Source organism: Luteimonas salinisoli (assembly GCF_013425525.1).
Lineage (GTDB): Bacteria > Pseudomonadota > Gammaproteobacteria > Xanthomonadales > Xanthomonadaceae > Luteimonas > Luteimonas salinisoli.
The window spans coordinates 102,002-117,624 of sequence record NZ_JACCKA010000049.1; the positions used below are offsets into that span (position 1 = coordinate 102,002).

Genomic DNA, 15,623 nt, shown 5'->3' on the forward strand with positions numbered 1-15,623 from the left:
CCCGATTCGGGTGCTGCGGCACCTCACCGCTGCGCCGTGGCGCCGCCGAGATGGCGAGCGAGAAAATCCAGCAGCCGGGTGTAGTACTCGCGGCGGTGCGGCTCGGTGTAGAAGCCGTGCCCCTCGCTCGGGAAATACAGGGTTTCCACTGGAACTCCGGCCTTCTCCAGGGCGTCCTCCATGCGTTCGCTGTGCTTGAGCGGCGCGCGCTCGTCCTGGCCGCCGGCGGCGAGGAACACCGGTGCCTTGATCCGCTCGGCCAGGTGGGTCGGAGACCGCGATGCCAGGGTACCGCGCTCGCCCATCCACTCCAGCGCCCAGGTCTTGCTGGAGCGGCTCTGGCTGGCCGCCTCGCGGTGCATCAGTTCGAGGTCGTAGACGCCCACGTAACCGACCGCGCACCGGTACAGGTCCGGCTCCCTGGCCGCGCCCATCAGCGCGGCATAGCCGCCATAGCTGGCGCCATAGATGCAGATCCGCGAGGCGTCGGCGATGCCCTGTTCGATCGCCCAGTGGGTGGCGTCGGTCAGGTCGTCCTGCATGCGGCCGCCCCACTCCCTGCGGCCTGCGACGGTGTGCTCGCGTCCGTAGTTGCCGGAACCGCGGTAGTTCACCCGCAGGACCGCATAGCCCGCGGCGGCCAGGATCTGCGCGTCGTCGTCGAATTCCCAGCCGTCGAAGACGCCGTACGGACCGCCGTGGGGCAGCAGGACCATCGGGCGCGGCCCGGCGGCCGTATCCGCCGGCGCTGTGAGGTAGCCGTGCAGTGGCCTGCCATCGCGGGCCCGCAGCGCGACGTATCGGGTCGGCGGCACGGCGGCGGGCGCAAACCACTCGCGACGGCTGAAGACGCGCTCCGCCCTCTGTTCCACCGTGTCGAACAGGAAGTAATCTCCGGTGTTGCGGTCGCTCCAGACATACAGCACCACATGGCGGCCATCGGCGGTGGCCGAAGTCATGTACACCGCGTCCTCGCCGAACGCCATCTCGAGGCTTCGATAAAGACGCGCGGTCGGCGCGGTCTCGTCGAAAAACCGGTTGCGGATGCGGTCGGTCATGTACGACGCACCGATCGGCGTACGGCTGTCGAGGTCGTACAGGATCCGGTACGGATCCACCACCTCGTCGCGCAGCAGCTCGGTATAGGTGCCTGCGGCGGGGTCCCACGCCGTTAACGCGTCCGGCCCGGATGCGCGTTCGACCTGGAGGTAGGCGACGCTGCCGTCCGCGCTGAAACCGAGCGGGAACTCGCGATGCCCGCTGACGCTCTGGTCGTTGACCAGCCGCCACCGCTCGCCGCGGGCCTCGCGGTAGAACAGCTTGGAAACGTTGTCCACGTCGGCGCCAACGGCGAAGCGCACTTCTCCCTGGGCATCGGCGAGGAAATCGGCCCGCCGCACCGGTGCGTCCGCGATCCGGGTGCGGCGCCGGGTGTGGATATCCAGCTTCTCGATGCGGACGTAGGGGTCCTTGGCCACCGGCACCGCGTAGACCAGTACGTTGCGCGGGTCGTCCGGCAGCGTGTCGAGCACGTAGACCGACTCGTCGAACCAGGCCTTGTAGCTGGCGCCGATTCCGACCCGCTCGTCGACCCCGTACGGGCTGGCCAACAGCCTGGGTCGGCTGCCGTCGGCGTTCACCGCGTGCAGCTCGCCGATCGCGACCGGCTGGTCCCGCGTGCCGCGCTTGGTCGCCATCGACACCACCACGCGCTCGTTGGTGGCCCACCAGAAGTCGTCCACCACCGAATCCCGGCGGCCGGTGATCTTGGTGAGCGGTTGCATGTCCGCGCGGCGCACGATCGCCAGCACGGTGCGGTCTTCCATCGGCACGGTGAGCGCGTAGTTCGCCCCGTCCGGCGAGATCTTCACCCGTTCGTAGGTGGGCTGCCTGAGATAAGGCGCCAGGTCCACCGTCTCCGGCTGCGCATACGCCGCCCACGGCGTCAGCCCGGCCAGCACCAGCCCGGCCAGCATCCTCACGAAATGCATCCCTTTCCCCTGTCGCGTCCCCGACACGATGGTGGCAAGCCGCGGCGCCGCTGTCTACGGCGCGCCCGATTCGATGGCCGGATGCAGGATGCCGCGGACCGTTGCCGCGCCCGCACGCACCCGGCACGCCGCTAACCGACGCGTCGGCTCCGGGCCTCGGCGATCCTCAGCCGTCGAGCGCCAGGCTCATCACCCGGTCGTCGTAGTCGCGGCCGCCGACGTTGAACCTGCGCACCGCGAAGTCCACGAAGCCCTGGCGGCGATAGAAGCCGATGGCCGAATCGTTGCCGGCATACACGCCCAGCAGCAACCGGGCCGCCCCTGCCGAGGCCGCATGCGCGACTGCCTGCGCCAGCAGTCGTCGCCCGGTTCCGCCACCCTGGTACCGGCCCAGCAGGTAGATCCGCTTGAGTTCCAGGTCGTGCGCCGGATCGGCGCCGGGCAGGTCGGGCCGGGCGACCACCGCGTAGCCGACCGGAGCGTCGCCGGGAAGCACCTCGGCGATCCAACTCGCGGTACCGGCGTCGTCGAGCCATTGGCGGTACTGCGCGGGCGCATGCGCGCGGCGGCAATGCTCCACGATCGCGGCGCCTTCCAACACCCCCGAGAACGTTTCGAGGAAGGTGGCCTGGCCCACCAGGGCGAGGGCGTCCTCATCTCCTGCCGCGGCGCGCCTGATCGCTGTTTCCCCGGCCATCGGGCCCTCCCACTTCACACCCCACCGGGGGCGCGCCATGTTCGCGTGCGGCCGGCTGCGACGCAATCGTCGGGCCGTGGGTTGCGGTGAGCCTGGGTCCGGGCCCCGCCTCCGCCATCCGCCCGTCGCCAGCGATGTTCCAGCCGCCGGGCGACGGCGGAACGCACGGGCCGAATACGCGTGCTCAGCGCCATCGAGCGCGCTCAGCTCTTGGTGGATCTTCCGCGCCATCGGTCGTTGCGCGTATCACCCAATCAGGCTGCCCGGGAATGATCTCGCCGAGGGCCGGCGTCGCCATTCCCAGTGCGCGCATCACTTGGCGGCGCCGGCACGCTCGGCCAGATGCGACGCGCTCGGCTGCACCAGATCCCACAGGTTGCCGTAGAGGTCGCGAAACACGGCCACGGTACCGTAGGGCTCCTGCTTCGGCTCGCGGACGAACACCACGTCCCTGGATCGATAGGCCTCGTAGTCGCGCCAGAAGTCGTCGGTGTAGAGGAACAGGAATACACGTCCGCCGGTCTGGCCGCCGATACGGGACTCCTGTTCCGGCGTCGATGCGCGCGCGAGCAGCAGCTGGCACTCCGCCGCGCCCGGCGGGGAAACCACCACCCAGCGCTTTGACTGCTCCGGCACCGGCATGTCCTCGACGAGGCGAAAGCCGAGCGTGCCGACGAAGAACGCGATCGCCTCGTCGTAGTCGCGCACGACGAGGGAGACGAGGCCAAGCGACTGCTTCATTCAACGCTCCGAGGGGAAAGGCGACGTCCGCCACCGGGTGCGGCCGCGGCCGGCGATGATAGCGGGTCGACTCGAGCGCGCGCATCGCCGCTTCCGCTGGCCACCCCTGCCCGGCCATGGCCGGTCTCGACGCGTCCATGCCGCGCCGGGGTCCGGCTCCGCGCCGATCCCGCGCTTGCGGCAGGTCCCGTGCACGGCTGCGAAGGCGGGCCAGCGGCGGGCATCGCGCGCAGGCGTGCGCCGCAGCATGTGGCGAGCCTGCGCCGCTGCTAGCATGCGGCAGGACTCGACGCGGAGGATGCGATGCACACGAACCGTGGTGCCAACGGCATCTCCCGGCGGGGCCTGCTGCAGGCGCTGGCGCTGGGCGGCGCGGCGGCCGCGCTGCCGGGGGCGTTCGCGGGGCCGGCGCCGTCGCGCAGGCTGGGCGTGGCGCTGGTCGGCCTGGGCGGCTACAGCCGCGATCTGCTGGCGCCGGCGCTGCAGCTCACGAAGCACTGCCGACTGGCCGGCATCGTCACCGGCTCGCCGCACAAGATCCCCGAGTGGCAGGGCAGGTACGACATTCCCGACGCCAACGTCTACGGTTACGACGATTTCCACCGCATCGCCGACAACGACGACATCGACGTGGTCTACGTGGTCACGCCGAACCACCTGCACATGCCGCAGACGCTCGCCGCCGCGAACGCCGGCAAGCACGTCTGGTGCGAGAAACCCATGGCGATGGACGCGGCCGAGGGCGAGGCGATGGTGAAGGCCTGCCGCGACAACCGGGTGCAGCTGGCCATCGGCTACCGCATGCAGCACGAGCCGAACACCCGCCGGTTCATGGCGATGGCGCAGGAGCGGCCGTTCGGCAGGATCGTCAAGCTGCGCGCCGATGCCGGCTGGTTCGGCTGGCGCAACGGCGCCGACGACGCCTGGCGGCTCGACCCGGCCCGCGGCGGCGGCGCCATGTACGACATGGGTGTGTACTGCGTGAACGCGGCGCGCTACAGCACCGGACTGGAGCCGACCGCGATCCGGGCCTGGGACGAGACCGCGCGTCGCGACGTCTTCCGCGAGGTCGACGAAACCATGCGCTTCGAACTCGAGTTCCCCGACGGCATCGTCGCCGACTGCGTCACCAGCTTCGGCCGCAACCTCAACACCCTGCAGGTCGACTGCGAGCGCGGCTGGTACGCGCTGTCGCCGTTCCAGGCCTACGAAGGCAACGTCGGCCGCGCCAGCGACGGCACGGTGTTCCCGGCCCAGCTGGGCGAGCGCCCGCGCATGCAGGCCGAACAGATGGACCAGGACGCGCTGGCCATCCTCGCCGGCACACCGCCCCGCGCTCCGGGCGAACAAGGCGTGCGCGACATGCGAGTGCTCGACGCGGCGTTCGCCTCGGTGCGCGGCGAAAACAGGCGGGTGGCGATCGAACAGTGAGGCGGTGAACACCGCTGACAGGCGCCGCGCCTCGCTACCCTACTTGAGCCTCTCCAGCCCCTTGTGGCGGAGGATGTTCTTGTAGTCCCACTGGATTTCCCGCGCCTTCCCGAGCCAGCGGCGCAGGTCCGCTTTCCTGATTTCCGAGACATCGTTGTAGAAGACCGATGCATCCTTGAATTTCTTTCCGACCACGTTCAATCCCGGTTCCTCGAAATCCGCACCGCTCCAGAACATCAGCCGGATTCCGGGCTTCTGCTTGCTGTATCCGACGGTCGGATTGCCATCCAGGAACCAGACCGGATGCGCGTGCCAGATCCTGCTTTCGGCTTCCGGCAGGTGGCTGTCGATCTCCCGGGCAAGCAGGTCGCAAACTCTGCTGTGGTCCGGGTCCTGCCGCTCGTTGTACTTCAGGATCTCCGGGTGCATTGCATTCCTCCTGCTGCCGGGCGGGTGGATGCGAAAGCCACGATAGCGCTCGCCCGGATTCGACATCCAAGGTGCAATCAGCGCGCCCTGTCTGCAAGGGCGCGCCCCCGGATCAGCCGCGTCAGCGCCGCCGGATCGGTGACCGCGCGCAGCCGTTCGATGCCCAGCTCCTCGGCGAGGTAGCGTGCGTTGGCGCCGCCGAGCCACACCGGCACGCCGGGTGCGAGTTCGGCATCGAGGGCGCGCAACTCCGCCAGCGCGGCCGGGGCCTGCCCCGGATCGACCGAACTGATCGCCACCGCCGCGGCACCGAGCCGGTTGGCCACCCGCGCCAACTCAACGGCCGGCAGCTCGGTGCCCAGGTACAGCACCGGCGCGCCGTCCTCGTACGCGTGCAGGGCCGCGCCCAGCAGGCCCAGTTCGTGCGGCTCGCCCGGCAGGGTGGCGAACAGCAGCCGGGGGCGCTGTTCGCGCGGGTGCTGGTTGAGGATCGACAACAGCCGCGCCCGCAGCAAGCTGCTGACCAGCCGCTCCTGGGCGATCGCCAGGCGGCCATCGGCCCAGCGCACGCCGACCTCGCGCAGCAGCGGTGTCACCAGGCGCGACATCAGCACCGGCAGCGGCAGGGTGGCGATCGCCACGGAGAGATCGCGGTCGAACACGTCCACCCGGTAGTCGGCGATCGCGTCCAGCATCCGCTCGGGCAGGGTCTCGACGCCACCGTAACCGGCGTGGCGCCCTTCCTGCAGCAGCCGGTCGAGGGCCTCGTTCTCGAGGCCGGCCAGATCGCGGATCGGATGGCCGCGGTCGGTCAGCCGGTGCAGGCGGGCGAGCCGCTCGACCATGGCCGCGTCGTACAGCCGCCGCCCCTTGGCGTCGCGGTGCGGCGCCACCGCCGCATGGCGCCGCTCCCAGGCGCGCAGCGTCTCCGGGGTGAGCCCGCTGAGTTCGGCGGCAGCCTTGACCGGGTACATGCCGACGAATGTACAACAAACGTACAGCATGGAATTGGACAACCGGCTAACGGCACGCGCCCGAGACTGGCCGCTCTACCCCAACCCGGAGCCTCCCGATGAACCGCCCCACCCAATCCCGCAACGCCTCCCCGGTCCGCACCCTCGTCGCCGCCCTGGCCCTCGGCCTCGCCGCCCCGCTCGCGTTCGCCGGCCAGTCCGCCTCCACCCAAGCCGCCGCGACCCAGGCCAGGGGCGACATCATCGACACCGCCGTGGCCGCAGGCCAGTTCAACACCCTGGCTGCAGCGCTCACCGCGGCCGGCCTGGTCGACACCCTCAAGGGCAACGGGCCCTTCACCGTCTTCGCACCCACCGACGCGGCCTTCGCCGCACTGCCGGCCGGCACCGTCGAGCACCTGCTCAAGCCCGAGAACAAGGACCAGCTGATCGCGATCCTCACCTACCACGTCGTGCCGGGCCGCTACCCCGCCGCCCGCGTGATCACGCTGGACGAAGCCACCACGGTGCAGGGCGGCGCGGTCGCCATCGACGCGACGGGCGGAGCGGTCAAGGTGGACGGCGCCAACGTCGTTACCGCCGACGTGGCCGCCAGCAACGGCGTGATCCACGTGATCGACAAGGTGCTGATGCCGGGCAGCTGAGCGCCGCTCCCGCCGCTACGCAGCACTCTCCCCGCAATCAGGAGATATCCATGAAAACACTCAATCTCGTCACCCTTGCGCTGGTGATCGTCGGCGGCATCAACTGGGGCCTGGTGGGCACGGCCCAGCTCGACCTGGTGGCCGCGATCTTCGGCGGTCAGGACGCCTGGCTGGCCCGCCTCGTCTACGTGCTGGTCGGCCTGTCCGCCCTGTGGCAGATCGTGCCGCTGCTGCGCGCTGGCAGCGTCGGCGAAATGCGCGCCGAGGCGCACCGCTGATCGTTTCCCGCGGGTTCGCACATGCTCGCGAATCCGCGGAACCCGCCCCGCCGCGTGCCGCCGAAGGCGTCACGCGGCGGGGTTTCTTTCGCCGGATGTCAGGACGCGTGCCGGGTGACTGCGCCGAAGACGGCCGCCGCCAGCAGCGCGAAGATGGGGAGCACCGTCAGCAGGAACCCGACCTGGCGCCTGCCCGGATCGGCCAGGTACGCACGCCGATAGACGAAGCGCCCGACCAGGTAGACGGCACCGACCCCGGCAACGATCGCATCGGGCCAGTACACGGCGGCGATGAGCAGGGCCGGCAGGAATCCCACGAGTTGTTCGAGGGTGTTCATGTGCACGCGGAACGCCCGGTCGAACAGCTCGTGTCCGGCGGTGGCGGGAGCCTTCACTCCGTAGCTCGCCCTGGCACGCCCGACCAGGATGCCGAAGAAGAAGAACTGGAGCACGGCGAGCACCGCAACGATGTGGACGTAGTTCACGACTCTCTCCCCGATGTTTCGATGATGGGCCCACGCCTGGGCCAAGCCACGGGACTCTACCGGAAGCGGGCGCCGCCATGGCGGCGATTGCAATGACGGCACGGTCCGTTGTAGACATCCCTCCCCTTCTGTCTCGGAAATGCGGCATGGACCGATTCACTGGCGGCTGCCTGTGCGGCAACGTCCGGCTCCTGGCGTCCGGACGCCCCTATCGGGTCGGTCTTTGCCACTGTCTCGACTGCCGCAAGCATCATGGCGCGCTCTTCTATGCGGCAGCGGTGTTTCCCGAGGACGCGGTGACCATCTCCGGCGAGACCCGCGAGTACGCCGGGCGGTTCTTCTGCCCCCGTTGCGGATCGTCTGTGTTTGCCCGCACCGCGGACGAGATCGAGGTGCACCTGGGATCCCTCGACGCCCCCGATCGGCTGGTGCCGACCTACGAAAGCTGGATCGTCCGGCGCGAGTCCTGGCTGCCGCCCTTCCCGCTCGCCAGACGATACGACCGCGACCGCGAGGGTTCGGGCCGCTTCGAGGAATAGCCGCGGGTGGGTCCGACCCCCGAAGCGTTACGATGCGGGCCCCCACGCCGTCCGCCGCCGACTTTTCCATGAAGGCCTCCCCCCCAGTCGCCCACCCGGCGGCATGAATCCTGCGCCGACCCGACCGGGTGCCGGGGCGGGACATCGGATCGAATACCTGGAGCCGCGCATCGCCGCGCTCGGCAGTGCGCTGCTGCACCTGCTGATCCTGCTCTTCGCGATGCTGGCGCCGCCGATCACCATGACCAGGCCGCAGGGCGATGCCGCCGGCGGCAGCCGGGTGGAAGTGACCTTCATCGGCGAGAGCCCGCCGCAGCCCGTGCAGGCACCACCCGAGGACGCCGCGCCCACGAGCGAGTCCCCCGAGGTCGCCCCCGCGGCCCCGCGCATCCGCGCCACCGCGGTGCCGCAGGCCGACGAGCCGCTGCCTGCAGTCGCAGCGGCCGCGTCGAACGCGCCGGCGCCATCGCCCAGCCCGCGGTCCGCGCAGCGCCCTGCGCCACCGGCTCCCGCCACGCCCCCGCCCCCGCCCACCCAGCGCCGCGCGCGCACCTGGGGGCAGCCGCCGGGCATGCTGGCCGAGGACACCGCCCCGGTGAACGCGGGGCCGGCCCGCAGTCCGGCGGCTTCGCGCGGCCGCAGTGCCGGCACCTCCGGCTCCGAACCCAACCTGGAGGTGGGCGGCTTCCAGGTCGTCTACGAGCAGCGCAGCGAGGCCCGCCTGCGCGCCTGGCGCGACCAGGGCATCACCGAAATCTTCCTGCCCCTGCCGGGCGCACGGGAGTACATGGTCTGCCCGCTGGAAACCGCCCTCAAGCGCGAGTCCGGCCCCTGCCGCCTGCTCGACCCGGCCGACCCCGAAATGGCGAACATCGGCGATGCGCGCGAAGTGATCACCGTGCAGCAGGTCTATCGGCGCGGCGAGCTGGTATGGCGAGGGCCGCGGGCGTATCGCTGAGCAGCGCGGATCGGAGGACGACCGCTCTCCTGCATCGCGTCGCAGGGCAGCTACGGGCGCGGCGCGCCCATGCCGAGCTGGCCGGCCCGCGCTACAGCAGGTCTTTCCATCCGCCCCACCACTGCTTCGGCTGCCGCGGCAGGGTGTCCCACCACAGGTTCATCGCCTGGCGATCGCCCGCGGCCCAGGCGGCGCGATGCGCATGGGCATCGACGGGCTGGTCGATGGCCGCGGCGAGGCGCGCGTACAGCGCGGTGCGCGCGAGCGCGGGCCGGCGCGTGAGCAGGCTGAGCAGGGTGAAGGCATCGGCATCGCGGGCGATGTCCGCGACCCGGCGCGCAGCGCGTTCGACCAGGACCGCATTGCCCGCGTCGTCGCGCAGCGCCGCCTCGAGCGCGCGCACCGCAGCGACCAGCGCCGCCGGCGCATCGTGCCGCATCGGCGTGCCCGCCATGTCGCCGGCAAACGCCAGCACGTGTCCTTCCGCCACCAGGATGTCGTCGGCACCGTGTCGGTAGCTGATCCAGCCGCTGTGCACCCGCACGCGGCCGGCGCCGTCCTCCTCCTGCCACAGCTCGAAATCGCAGCCCAGATCCACCACCTCCGCCGCCCCTGCGCCGGCCCGGAAGTAGCCGGGCGGCGCCCAGATCCGCGCGCGCAGGTGGCCGTGGTCCAGCGCCACGCTGTGCCTGCCGGCCGCAGTTTCCACCAGCCGCAGCCGCGAGCGCGGCGAAAGCGCGATGTTGCCGATCCGCGCCACGGCGATGCGCGCGGTCTCGCCATCGCCGGTGGTCACGCCCTGCCCCGGCGCCAGCGTGGCCCTGGAACGTTCGCCTTCCGCCAGCTGGGTGACGGACCAGTGCTGTCCGGACGACCAGGCGAGCCGGTAGTGATGCGCACCGACCAGCAGCAGCGCGAAGCCCGCGGCCATGGCCCATCCTGCAATGCGGCGGCCGCGACGGCGCGCGGATCGCGGCGGTACCTGCGGCGGCATCGCCTGCGCCCGTGCGGCCGAGCCATAGGCCGCGAGCAGGCGCTGCAGGCGCGCCAGCTCCGGATCGGCCGGCAGTTGCGGGTTCCACAGCGGGTCGTCGCGTTCAGTCATGACCGTCCTCCGGCAGGTGCTCTACCACGCCGAGCGCGGCGCGCAATCTCGCCATGCCTCGATGCAGGTTCACGCGCACCGAGGCGTGGGTCATGCCGGTGAGTGCGGCGATCTCGGGGCCACTCAGGCCCTCGGCCAGGCGCAGCAGCAGGGTTTCCCGATAGGCCTCGGGCAGCGCCGCGATGGCGCGCAGCACGCGCGCCGCCTCAACGGCATCCTCCGGCGGCGCCGCAGCACCGGCGATCTGCGCCAGCGCGCCCTCGCCGTCGTGCGCGCGCATCGCGTGGGGGCGCGCACGGCGCGCGATCGTCGCGATCCACGCGCCGAAACGCCCGTCCTCCTGCAGCTGCGCCAGGCGTGCGAACGCGGTGGCGAAGCACTCCTGCGCCAGTTCGTCGGCCAGCGCCGGCGGGTGGCGGCCGAGCAGGATGGCATGCACCAGCGGCAGGAACCGCCGGTGCAGCCGCGCGAACGCCGGCTGCGAACCGGCGCGCGCCTCGCGCACGCAGCGCGCCACCTCCGGATCCGGAGCGGGCAGTGGATCGTCGATGGGCGGGCCGGCGGTCAGGAGGACTCCGGTATAGAGGGGGGCGACAGGCGAAGTGTTATCCGCCCGCGCGCCGGCGCGCCATACGCCTCTGCGCGGCGGCACCTATCGATAACACCCTCCGCCCAGCTGCCGTCTTCCTGTAGCCCGCTCTCGAGGACACCGCCATGCAGCGCCGCCCGTTCGTATTCGCCCTGCTGTCCCTGCCGCTGCTGCCCCTGGTGCCGGCGGCCGCACCCAACCGCGAACCCGTCATCGGCGCCTGCGACGGCTGCGAGGCGGTGTTCGACGGCCTGCCGACAACGCTGGACCCTCACGCGCGCATCGCCGCGACAGGCGAACCCGGCGAACCGCTGACGCTCACCGGCATCGTGACCGACCTGCAGGGCCGGCCGCAGCCGGGCGTGGTGGTCTACGCATACCACACCGACCAGGACGGCATCTATCCGCCGCCCGAGGGCGCCGCCTCTGGTGCCGCGCGGCGCCATGGCCGCCTGCGCGGCTGGGCGCGCACCGATGCCGATGGGGCCTACCGCTTCGACAGCATCCGCCCCGGTGCCTATCCAGGCGGGGATGTGCCCGAGCACATCCACATGCACGTGATCGAGCCCGGCCACGGCACCTACTACCTCGACGACGTCATGTTCCGCGACGACCCGAAGCTCACCCCGCAGCAGGTCCGCAGGTACGCCAGCGGGCGCGGCGGCGATGCGATCGTGATGCCCGAACGTCGCGACGGCGCCTGGCAGGTACGTCGCGACATCGTGCTCGGCCGGAACGTGGACGGTTACCGTCCGCGCAGCCGCGCATGATCACGGCCGGTGCCGGCGAACGCTATCGCCTGCCCGCGCGCCTGCTGCACTGGCTGATGGCACCGACGATCCCGCTGCAGCTGTGGCTGGGCTGGGCCGCCGAGCGCGCCGACACGCGCGAGGCCGGCGCGCGCCTGCTCCACCTGCACTACCAGCTGGGTGTGTTGCTGGCGGCGCTGCTGGCGATGCGCCTGGCGTGGCGCGTAGCCCATGGCGCACCCTCGGCAGCTGCCAGCGAGCCGCCCTGGCGCCGGCGGCTGGCCGCGGCCACGCACTGGGCCCTCTACGCCGCGCTGCTGGTGCTGCCGGCCAGCGGCTACGTCCTCCGGGTGTGGCGCAACGAACCGATGGACGTGCTGGGCCTGTTCGAAGTACCGCGCCTGTTCGCGTCCGACGGCGACCTGGGTACCGGCTACGCCGCCGTGTGGTACCTGCACACCTGGACCGGCTAGACGCTGGCGGCGCTCGTGGCACTGCACGTGTGCGCGGCCGCGTGGCACCAGTGGGTGCTGCGGGACGGGTTGATCGCGCGGCGGATGGGGTGACTGGCCGTGCGTTGGATGGCCTGGTACGGCCATCGCACGCGCGCGACCCGGGAATGGAGCGACTACGGAGACGGCCGGCGGACACGCTCGATCGGATGATCGCGGCCGCATGACACGTGGGGATACCTCCTCCGTCCCCTTTTTTGTCCATCTTCGCTTGACTGGGGTCGCTACGCGACTGATCTTGGAACAGAGAGGCCCTGTTCCGGCACCGGCGGATGGCGGACCTGCGCCTTGCAACGGTGAAGCGCCAAGACACACCGACACGGCGGAGCAACCGCGGGCTCCTGCCCGATTCGGCAGCCCTTCTTGACCACTAACCACAGCGACGCGCACACGATGACCTTCCCCGACGAAGATTTCGATCCGGACGACAACTACACCAGCGAGCCGGAGCGCGCCGAGATCGACGAGGATGCCAGTGCCGAGGCATTGGTCTGGCAGCTGCTGCTGATCGTCAATCCGGGCGACGAGGACGCGGCGCTGCAGCAGTTCGGCGCATTCCAGGAGGTGCTGGACGGCGCCGATGCCGAGACCATCGACGCCGTGGGGCTGTTGAAGGACGTGATCGACTGGAAATCCGGCTTCCACATCGAGGAGACCGCGCCCGGCGCGCTGATCGACTGCATCGCCGAGCTTGCCGCACGCTTCAGCCTGGCCATCGATTGGGGCGTGGAAGACCCGACCGATGACGGCTTTCTTGCGCGCGCGACGACCACCGATCTGCTCCAGACCGCACGCGACCAGCTGCGCCTGGACGGCTACACCCTATGGACCTGGGAAGCCGGCCCCGGTGTCGTGGCCGGATGGATGACGCTGGCCAGCGACGACGAGGCGATGCGGGTGATTGCGCCCGCGCTAGGGATCGACGTGCGGCCTGCGGGGGTGTGATCCACCCGCAAAGCCGGCGCGCCGGTGCCGATCGATCGTGCCTGTGTTGAATGTTTGGCACCCGGAAGCTGGCCACGGAATCGCGCCTGTCCAAGCGCCTATCACTTCAGGCTCGGCGGGCGCGCTCGTCGCGCACGCCGACGCGACATGGCGTGCGCGGCGCCGGCAGCCCGCTTGGCTTCGCGTACCGCCTATTCGAGATCCCGGAACTTGCGCACGTGCTCCACCAGCGCGCGCAGCTTGCGCGGCTGGTTGTGGCGGCTGGGGAAGTAGAGGAAGAAGCCGGCGAACGGCGGCAGCCAGTCCTGCAGCAGCGGCACCAACTGGCCGGACTCCACCCACTGGCGATAGTTCTCCTCCAGGCCGAAAGTGATGCCGCCGCCGGCCAGGGCGGTGCGCAGCATCACGCGCAGGTCGTTGGTGGTGACCTGGGCATTCACGTCGACCTCGAAATCGCGCCCGTCTTCGCTGAACTCCCAGCGGTAGGGCGCGGTTTCCGGTGCGGGGCGCCAGCCGATGCAGCGGTGGTGGACCAGATCGCGCGGGTGCTGCGGCACGCCGTGCGCCTGCACATAGCTGGGCGCGGCCACCGCCAGCTGGCGCTGCGGGCCGGTCAGCGGCACCGCCACCATGTCCTGCTCGATCACCTCGCCCAGGCGCACGCCGGCATCGAAGCCGCCGGCGACCAGGTCGATCGGGTCGTCGCTCACGGTGACGTCCAGGGTGATGCCCGGGTGCGCCCGGGCGAAGCTGGCCACGAACGGCCCGGCCAGGAAACGCTCGGCGATCGAGGACACGTTGACCCGCAGCAGGCCACGCGGCGGGCCGTCGTCCACCGCTTCTTCCAGCGCGGCGGCCACGGTATGCAGCGGGGCGGAGACCTGGCGGTGCAGGCGCTGACCGGCCTCGGTGAGGCGCACGCTGCGGGTGGTGCGCTGGACCAGGGCTACGCCCAAGGTGTCCTCCAGCCGGCGGATGCCTTGGCTGACGGCCGAGCGGGTGACGCCCAGGGCATCGGCCGCGGCGCGGAAACTGGCGGCGTCGGCCACGGCCAGGAACAGGCGCAGGAGGTTGAGGTCGAACTGCATTGTCAAGCAAGTCTAACCACTGCAGTCAGCAATTGCCGTCTTCTCTCGACAGTGGGAGGGCAATACGGTGTTCGGCAGGCGGCGACCGGCCGCCGTTCCCCAACCGAGGAGCCCGACATGGACACCATCGACAAGATCGTATTGATCACCGGCGCCAGCAGCGGCATCGGCGAGACCACCGCCCGGCTGCTGGCCGAACGCGGCGCCACCGTGGTGCTGGGCGCGCGCCGCGTCGAGCGGCTGCAGGCGTTGGCGGCTGACATCAATGCCCGCGGCGGCACCGCGCACGCGCGCGCGCTGGACGTGACCCGTCGCGAGGACATGCAGGCGTTCGTGGACGAGGCGGTGGCGCGCTACGGCCGCGTCGACGTGCTGGTCAACAACGCCGGGGTGATGCCGCTGGCGCCGCTGTCGGCGCTGAAGACCGACGAATGGGACACGATGATCGACGTCAACATCCGCGGCGTGCTGCACGGCATCGCCGCGGCGCTGCCGGCGATGGAGCGCCAGGGCGCCGGCCACGTGGTCAACGTGTCGTCGATCGCGGGCCTGTTCGTGATGCACAGCGCGGCGGTGTACTGCGCCACCAAGTACGCAGTGCGCGCGATCTCCGAGGGCCTGCGCATGGAAAGCGACACCGTGCGCGTGACCTGCGTGTACCCCGGCGCGGTGGAGTCTGAGCTGGCGCACACCATCAGCCACGCGGAAACGGCGAAGGCGATCGACGAGTTCCGGCAAATCGCACTGAAGCCGGAAGCGATCGCGAACGCGATTGCGCACGCGATCGCGCAGCCGGCCGAGGTGGACACCACCGACATCGTGGTGCGCCATGTGCGGAGCCCGGCGTGAGTGGGCGCGACGGCGATGGCGCTTGGCATGCCGGCGCCTTGTGGGCTGGCCGGGCGGGCAAGACATCGCGACTGCCGGCGCTCCCACAGGGGCGCGGCGGTTCGCCGGGTGCGCGCAGGAAGCGCCTTCGCGTGCCCCCAGGTGTAGCCGGTGCGGCGCTGCTGTGCCTCGCATCGCTGGGTCCCGCCCACGCCGGCGGGGCGACCGCCCCGTCCCTGCCCGACAACGTCGCGCTGGTGCGCACGGCGTTTGACGACTGGCGCGCCGGCACCGGCAGTGTGTTCGACCTGCTTGCCGACGATGTCGTATGGACGGTGGCCGGAAACAGCCCGGTGTCGGGCGTCTACCGCTCGAAGCGCGACTTCATGGAGCGCGCGGTGGCGCCGATCACCGCGCGCCTGGCCACGCCGATCGCGCCCGAGGTCGAACATGTCGTCGCGCAGGGCGATGCAGTAGTGGTGCTTTGGCGCGGCACAGCCCGCACGCGCGATGGCGGCAGCTACCGCAACCACTACGCCTGGCACATGGAACTCGAGGGTGGCAGGATCGTGCGCGTCGTCGCCTTCCTCGACACCTGGGCGCTGGACGCGTTGATGCAGTGAGCGGGACGCCCCTCCCG

The 15,623-nt window shown here is 71.0% G+C and carries 19 protein-coding genes; 10 read left to right on the plus strand and 9 right to left on the minus strand.

Annotated elements, in window-relative coordinates; genetic code table 11:
• Nucleotides 1–23: 23 nt before the first annotated feature.
• From H0E84_RS07385 to H0E84_RS07395, 3 genes are all read right to left on the minus strand, one after another.
• The gene (locus tag H0E84_RS07385; RefSeq protein ID WP_180677998.1) at nt 24–1,991 is read right to left on the minus strand and encodes an alpha/beta hydrolase family protein; all 1,968 of its coding nucleotides are present in this window, start codon (nt 1,989–1,991) and stop codon (nt 24–26) included.
• A gap of 166 nt (nt 1,992–2,157) precedes the next feature.
• Nucleotides 2,158–2,688 carry a GNAT family N-acetyltransferase gene (locus H0E84_RS07390; protein WP_180677999.1) on the minus strand — a complete coding sequence of 177 codons (531 nt, stop codon included), beginning with the start codon at nt 2,686–2,688 and terminating at the stop codon, nt 2,158–2,160.
• 312 nt (nt 2,689–3,000) lie between these two features.
• Complete coding sequence (locus tag H0E84_RS07395; RefSeq protein ID WP_180678000.1) at nt 3,001–3,429, minus strand: VOC family protein; 429 nt, start codon at nt 3,427–3,429, stop codon at nt 3,001–3,003.
• Between the two features lie 303 nt (nt 3,430–3,732).
• Here H0E84_RS07395 and H0E84_RS07400 point away from each other — a divergent pair, with 303 nt between their 5' ends.
• Complete coding sequence (locus H0E84_RS07400) at nt 3,733–4,860, plus strand: Gfo/Idh/MocA family protein (protein ID WP_180678001.1); 1,128 nt, start codon at nt 3,733–3,735, stop codon at nt 4,858–4,860.
• A 39-nt stretch (nt 4,861–4,899) separates the two neighbouring features.
• Here H0E84_RS07400 and H0E84_RS07405 read toward each other — a convergent pair whose 3' ends face one another.
• Both H0E84_RS07405 and H0E84_RS07410 read right to left on the minus strand, forming a co-directional pair.
• Nucleotides 4,900–5,289, minus strand: a complete 390-nt coding sequence (locus H0E84_RS07405) for a DUF1801 domain-containing protein (RefSeq protein WP_180678002.1) — start codon at nt 5,287–5,289, stop codon at nt 4,900–4,902.
• 77 nt (nt 5,290–5,366) lie between these two features.
• A complete protein-coding gene (locus H0E84_RS07410; protein ID WP_180678003.1) occupies nt 5,367–6,263 on the minus strand; it encodes a MerR family transcriptional regulator in 897 nt (298 codons plus the stop codon).
• A 98-nt stretch (nt 6,264–6,361) separates the two neighbouring features.
• On the opposite strand from H0E84_RS07410, the gene H0E84_RS07415 reads away from it, so the two are divergent.
• Nucleotides 6,362–6,907 (plus strand): fasciclin domain-containing protein, encoded by a 546-nt coding sequence (locus H0E84_RS07415; RefSeq protein WP_180678004.1) that lies wholly within the window; start codon nt 6,362–6,364, stop codon nt 6,905–6,907.
• A gap of 50 nt (nt 6,908–6,957) precedes the next feature.
• Nucleotides 6,958–7,185 (plus strand): DUF378 domain-containing protein, encoded by a 228-nt coding sequence (locus tag H0E84_RS07420; protein ID WP_180678005.1) that lies wholly within the window; start codon nt 6,958–6,960, stop codon nt 7,183–7,185.
• A gap of 98 nt (nt 7,186–7,283) precedes the next feature.
• Here the strand turns inward: H0E84_RS07420 and H0E84_RS07425 are convergent, their stop codons facing one another.
• Nucleotides 7,284–7,670 (minus strand): MAPEG family protein, encoded by a 387-nt coding sequence (locus H0E84_RS07425; protein WP_180678006.1) that lies wholly within the window; start codon nt 7,668–7,670, stop codon nt 7,284–7,286.
• A 146-nt stretch (nt 7,671–7,816) separates the two neighbouring features.
• Between H0E84_RS07425 and H0E84_RS07430 the strand changes: the two genes are divergently transcribed.
• Nucleotides 7,817–8,209, plus strand: coding sequence for a GFA family protein (locus tag H0E84_RS07430; protein WP_180678007.1), 393 nt, complete (start codon nt 7,817–7,819; stop codon nt 8,207–8,209).
• 103 nt (nt 8,210–8,312) lie between these two features.
• Entirely contained in the window at nt 8,313–9,167 is an 855-nt protein-coding gene (locus H0E84_RS07435; RefSeq protein ID WP_180678008.1) for a type II toxin-antitoxin system RelE/ParE family toxin, read from the plus strand.
• Between the two features lie 91 nt (nt 9,168–9,258).
• Here the strand turns inward: H0E84_RS07435 and H0E84_RS07440 are convergent, their stop codons facing one another.
• Together H0E84_RS07440 and H0E84_RS07445 are read right to left on the minus strand one after the other, a co-directional pair.
• Nucleotides 9,259–10,272, minus strand: a complete 1,014-nt coding sequence (locus H0E84_RS07440) for a hypothetical protein (protein ID WP_180678009.1) — start codon at nt 10,270–10,272, stop codon at nt 9,259–9,261.
• Complete coding sequence (locus H0E84_RS07445; protein WP_180678010.1) at nt 10,265–10,789, minus strand: sigma-70 family RNA polymerase sigma factor; 525 nt, start codon at nt 10,787–10,789, stop codon at nt 10,265–10,267. The genes H0E84_RS07440 and H0E84_RS07445 overlap by 8 nt, the downstream gene beginning before the upstream one ends.
• 197 nt (nt 10,790–10,986) lie before the next feature.
• Between H0E84_RS07445 and H0E84_RS07450 the strand changes: the two genes are divergently transcribed.
• The 3 genes from H0E84_RS07450 (at nt 10,987) to H0E84_RS07460 (ending at nt 13,067) form a co-directional block, all read left to right on the plus strand.
• Nucleotides 10,987–11,631 carry a dioxygenase family protein gene (locus tag H0E84_RS07450; RefSeq protein ID WP_180678011.1) on the plus strand — a complete coding sequence of 215 codons (645 nt, stop codon included), beginning with the start codon at nt 10,987–10,989 and terminating at the stop codon, nt 11,629–11,631.
• On the plus strand, nt 11,628–12,083 hold the full coding sequence (locus H0E84_RS07455) for a cytochrome b (RefSeq protein ID WP_180678012.1): 456 nt from the start codon (nt 11,628–11,630) through the stop codon (nt 12,081–12,083). The genes H0E84_RS07450 and H0E84_RS07455 overlap by 4 nt, the downstream gene beginning before the upstream one ends.
• A 402-nt stretch (nt 12,084–12,485) precedes the next feature.
• Nucleotides 12,486–13,067: a DUF6630 family protein gene (locus H0E84_RS07460; RefSeq protein WP_257644113.1), complete on the plus strand. Its 582-nt coding sequence runs from the start codon at nt 12,486–12,488 to the stop codon at nt 13,065–13,067.
• A 191-nt stretch (nt 13,068–13,258) separates the two neighbouring features.
• Here H0E84_RS07460 and H0E84_RS07465 read toward each other — a convergent pair whose 3' ends face one another.
• Nucleotides 13,259–14,155 (minus strand): LysR family transcriptional regulator, encoded by an 897-nt coding sequence (locus H0E84_RS07465; protein WP_180678013.1) that lies wholly within the window; start codon nt 14,153–14,155, stop codon nt 13,259–13,261.
• A gap of 117 nt (nt 14,156–14,272) precedes the next feature.
• On the opposite strand from H0E84_RS07465, the gene H0E84_RS07470 reads away from it, so the two are divergent.
• Together H0E84_RS07470 and H0E84_RS07475 are read left to right on the plus strand one after the other, a co-directional pair.
• On the plus strand, nt 14,273–15,004 hold the full coding sequence (locus tag H0E84_RS07470) for an SDR family oxidoreductase (protein ID WP_180678014.1): 732 nt from the start codon (nt 14,273–14,275) through the stop codon (nt 15,002–15,004).
• A gap of 131 nt (nt 15,005–15,135) precedes the next feature.
• Complete coding sequence (locus tag H0E84_RS07475) at nt 15,136–15,606, plus strand: nuclear transport factor 2 family protein (RefSeq protein ID WP_345776284.1); 471 nt, start codon at nt 15,136–15,138, stop codon at nt 15,604–15,606.
• Nucleotides 15,607–15,623: the final 17 nt, after the last annotated feature.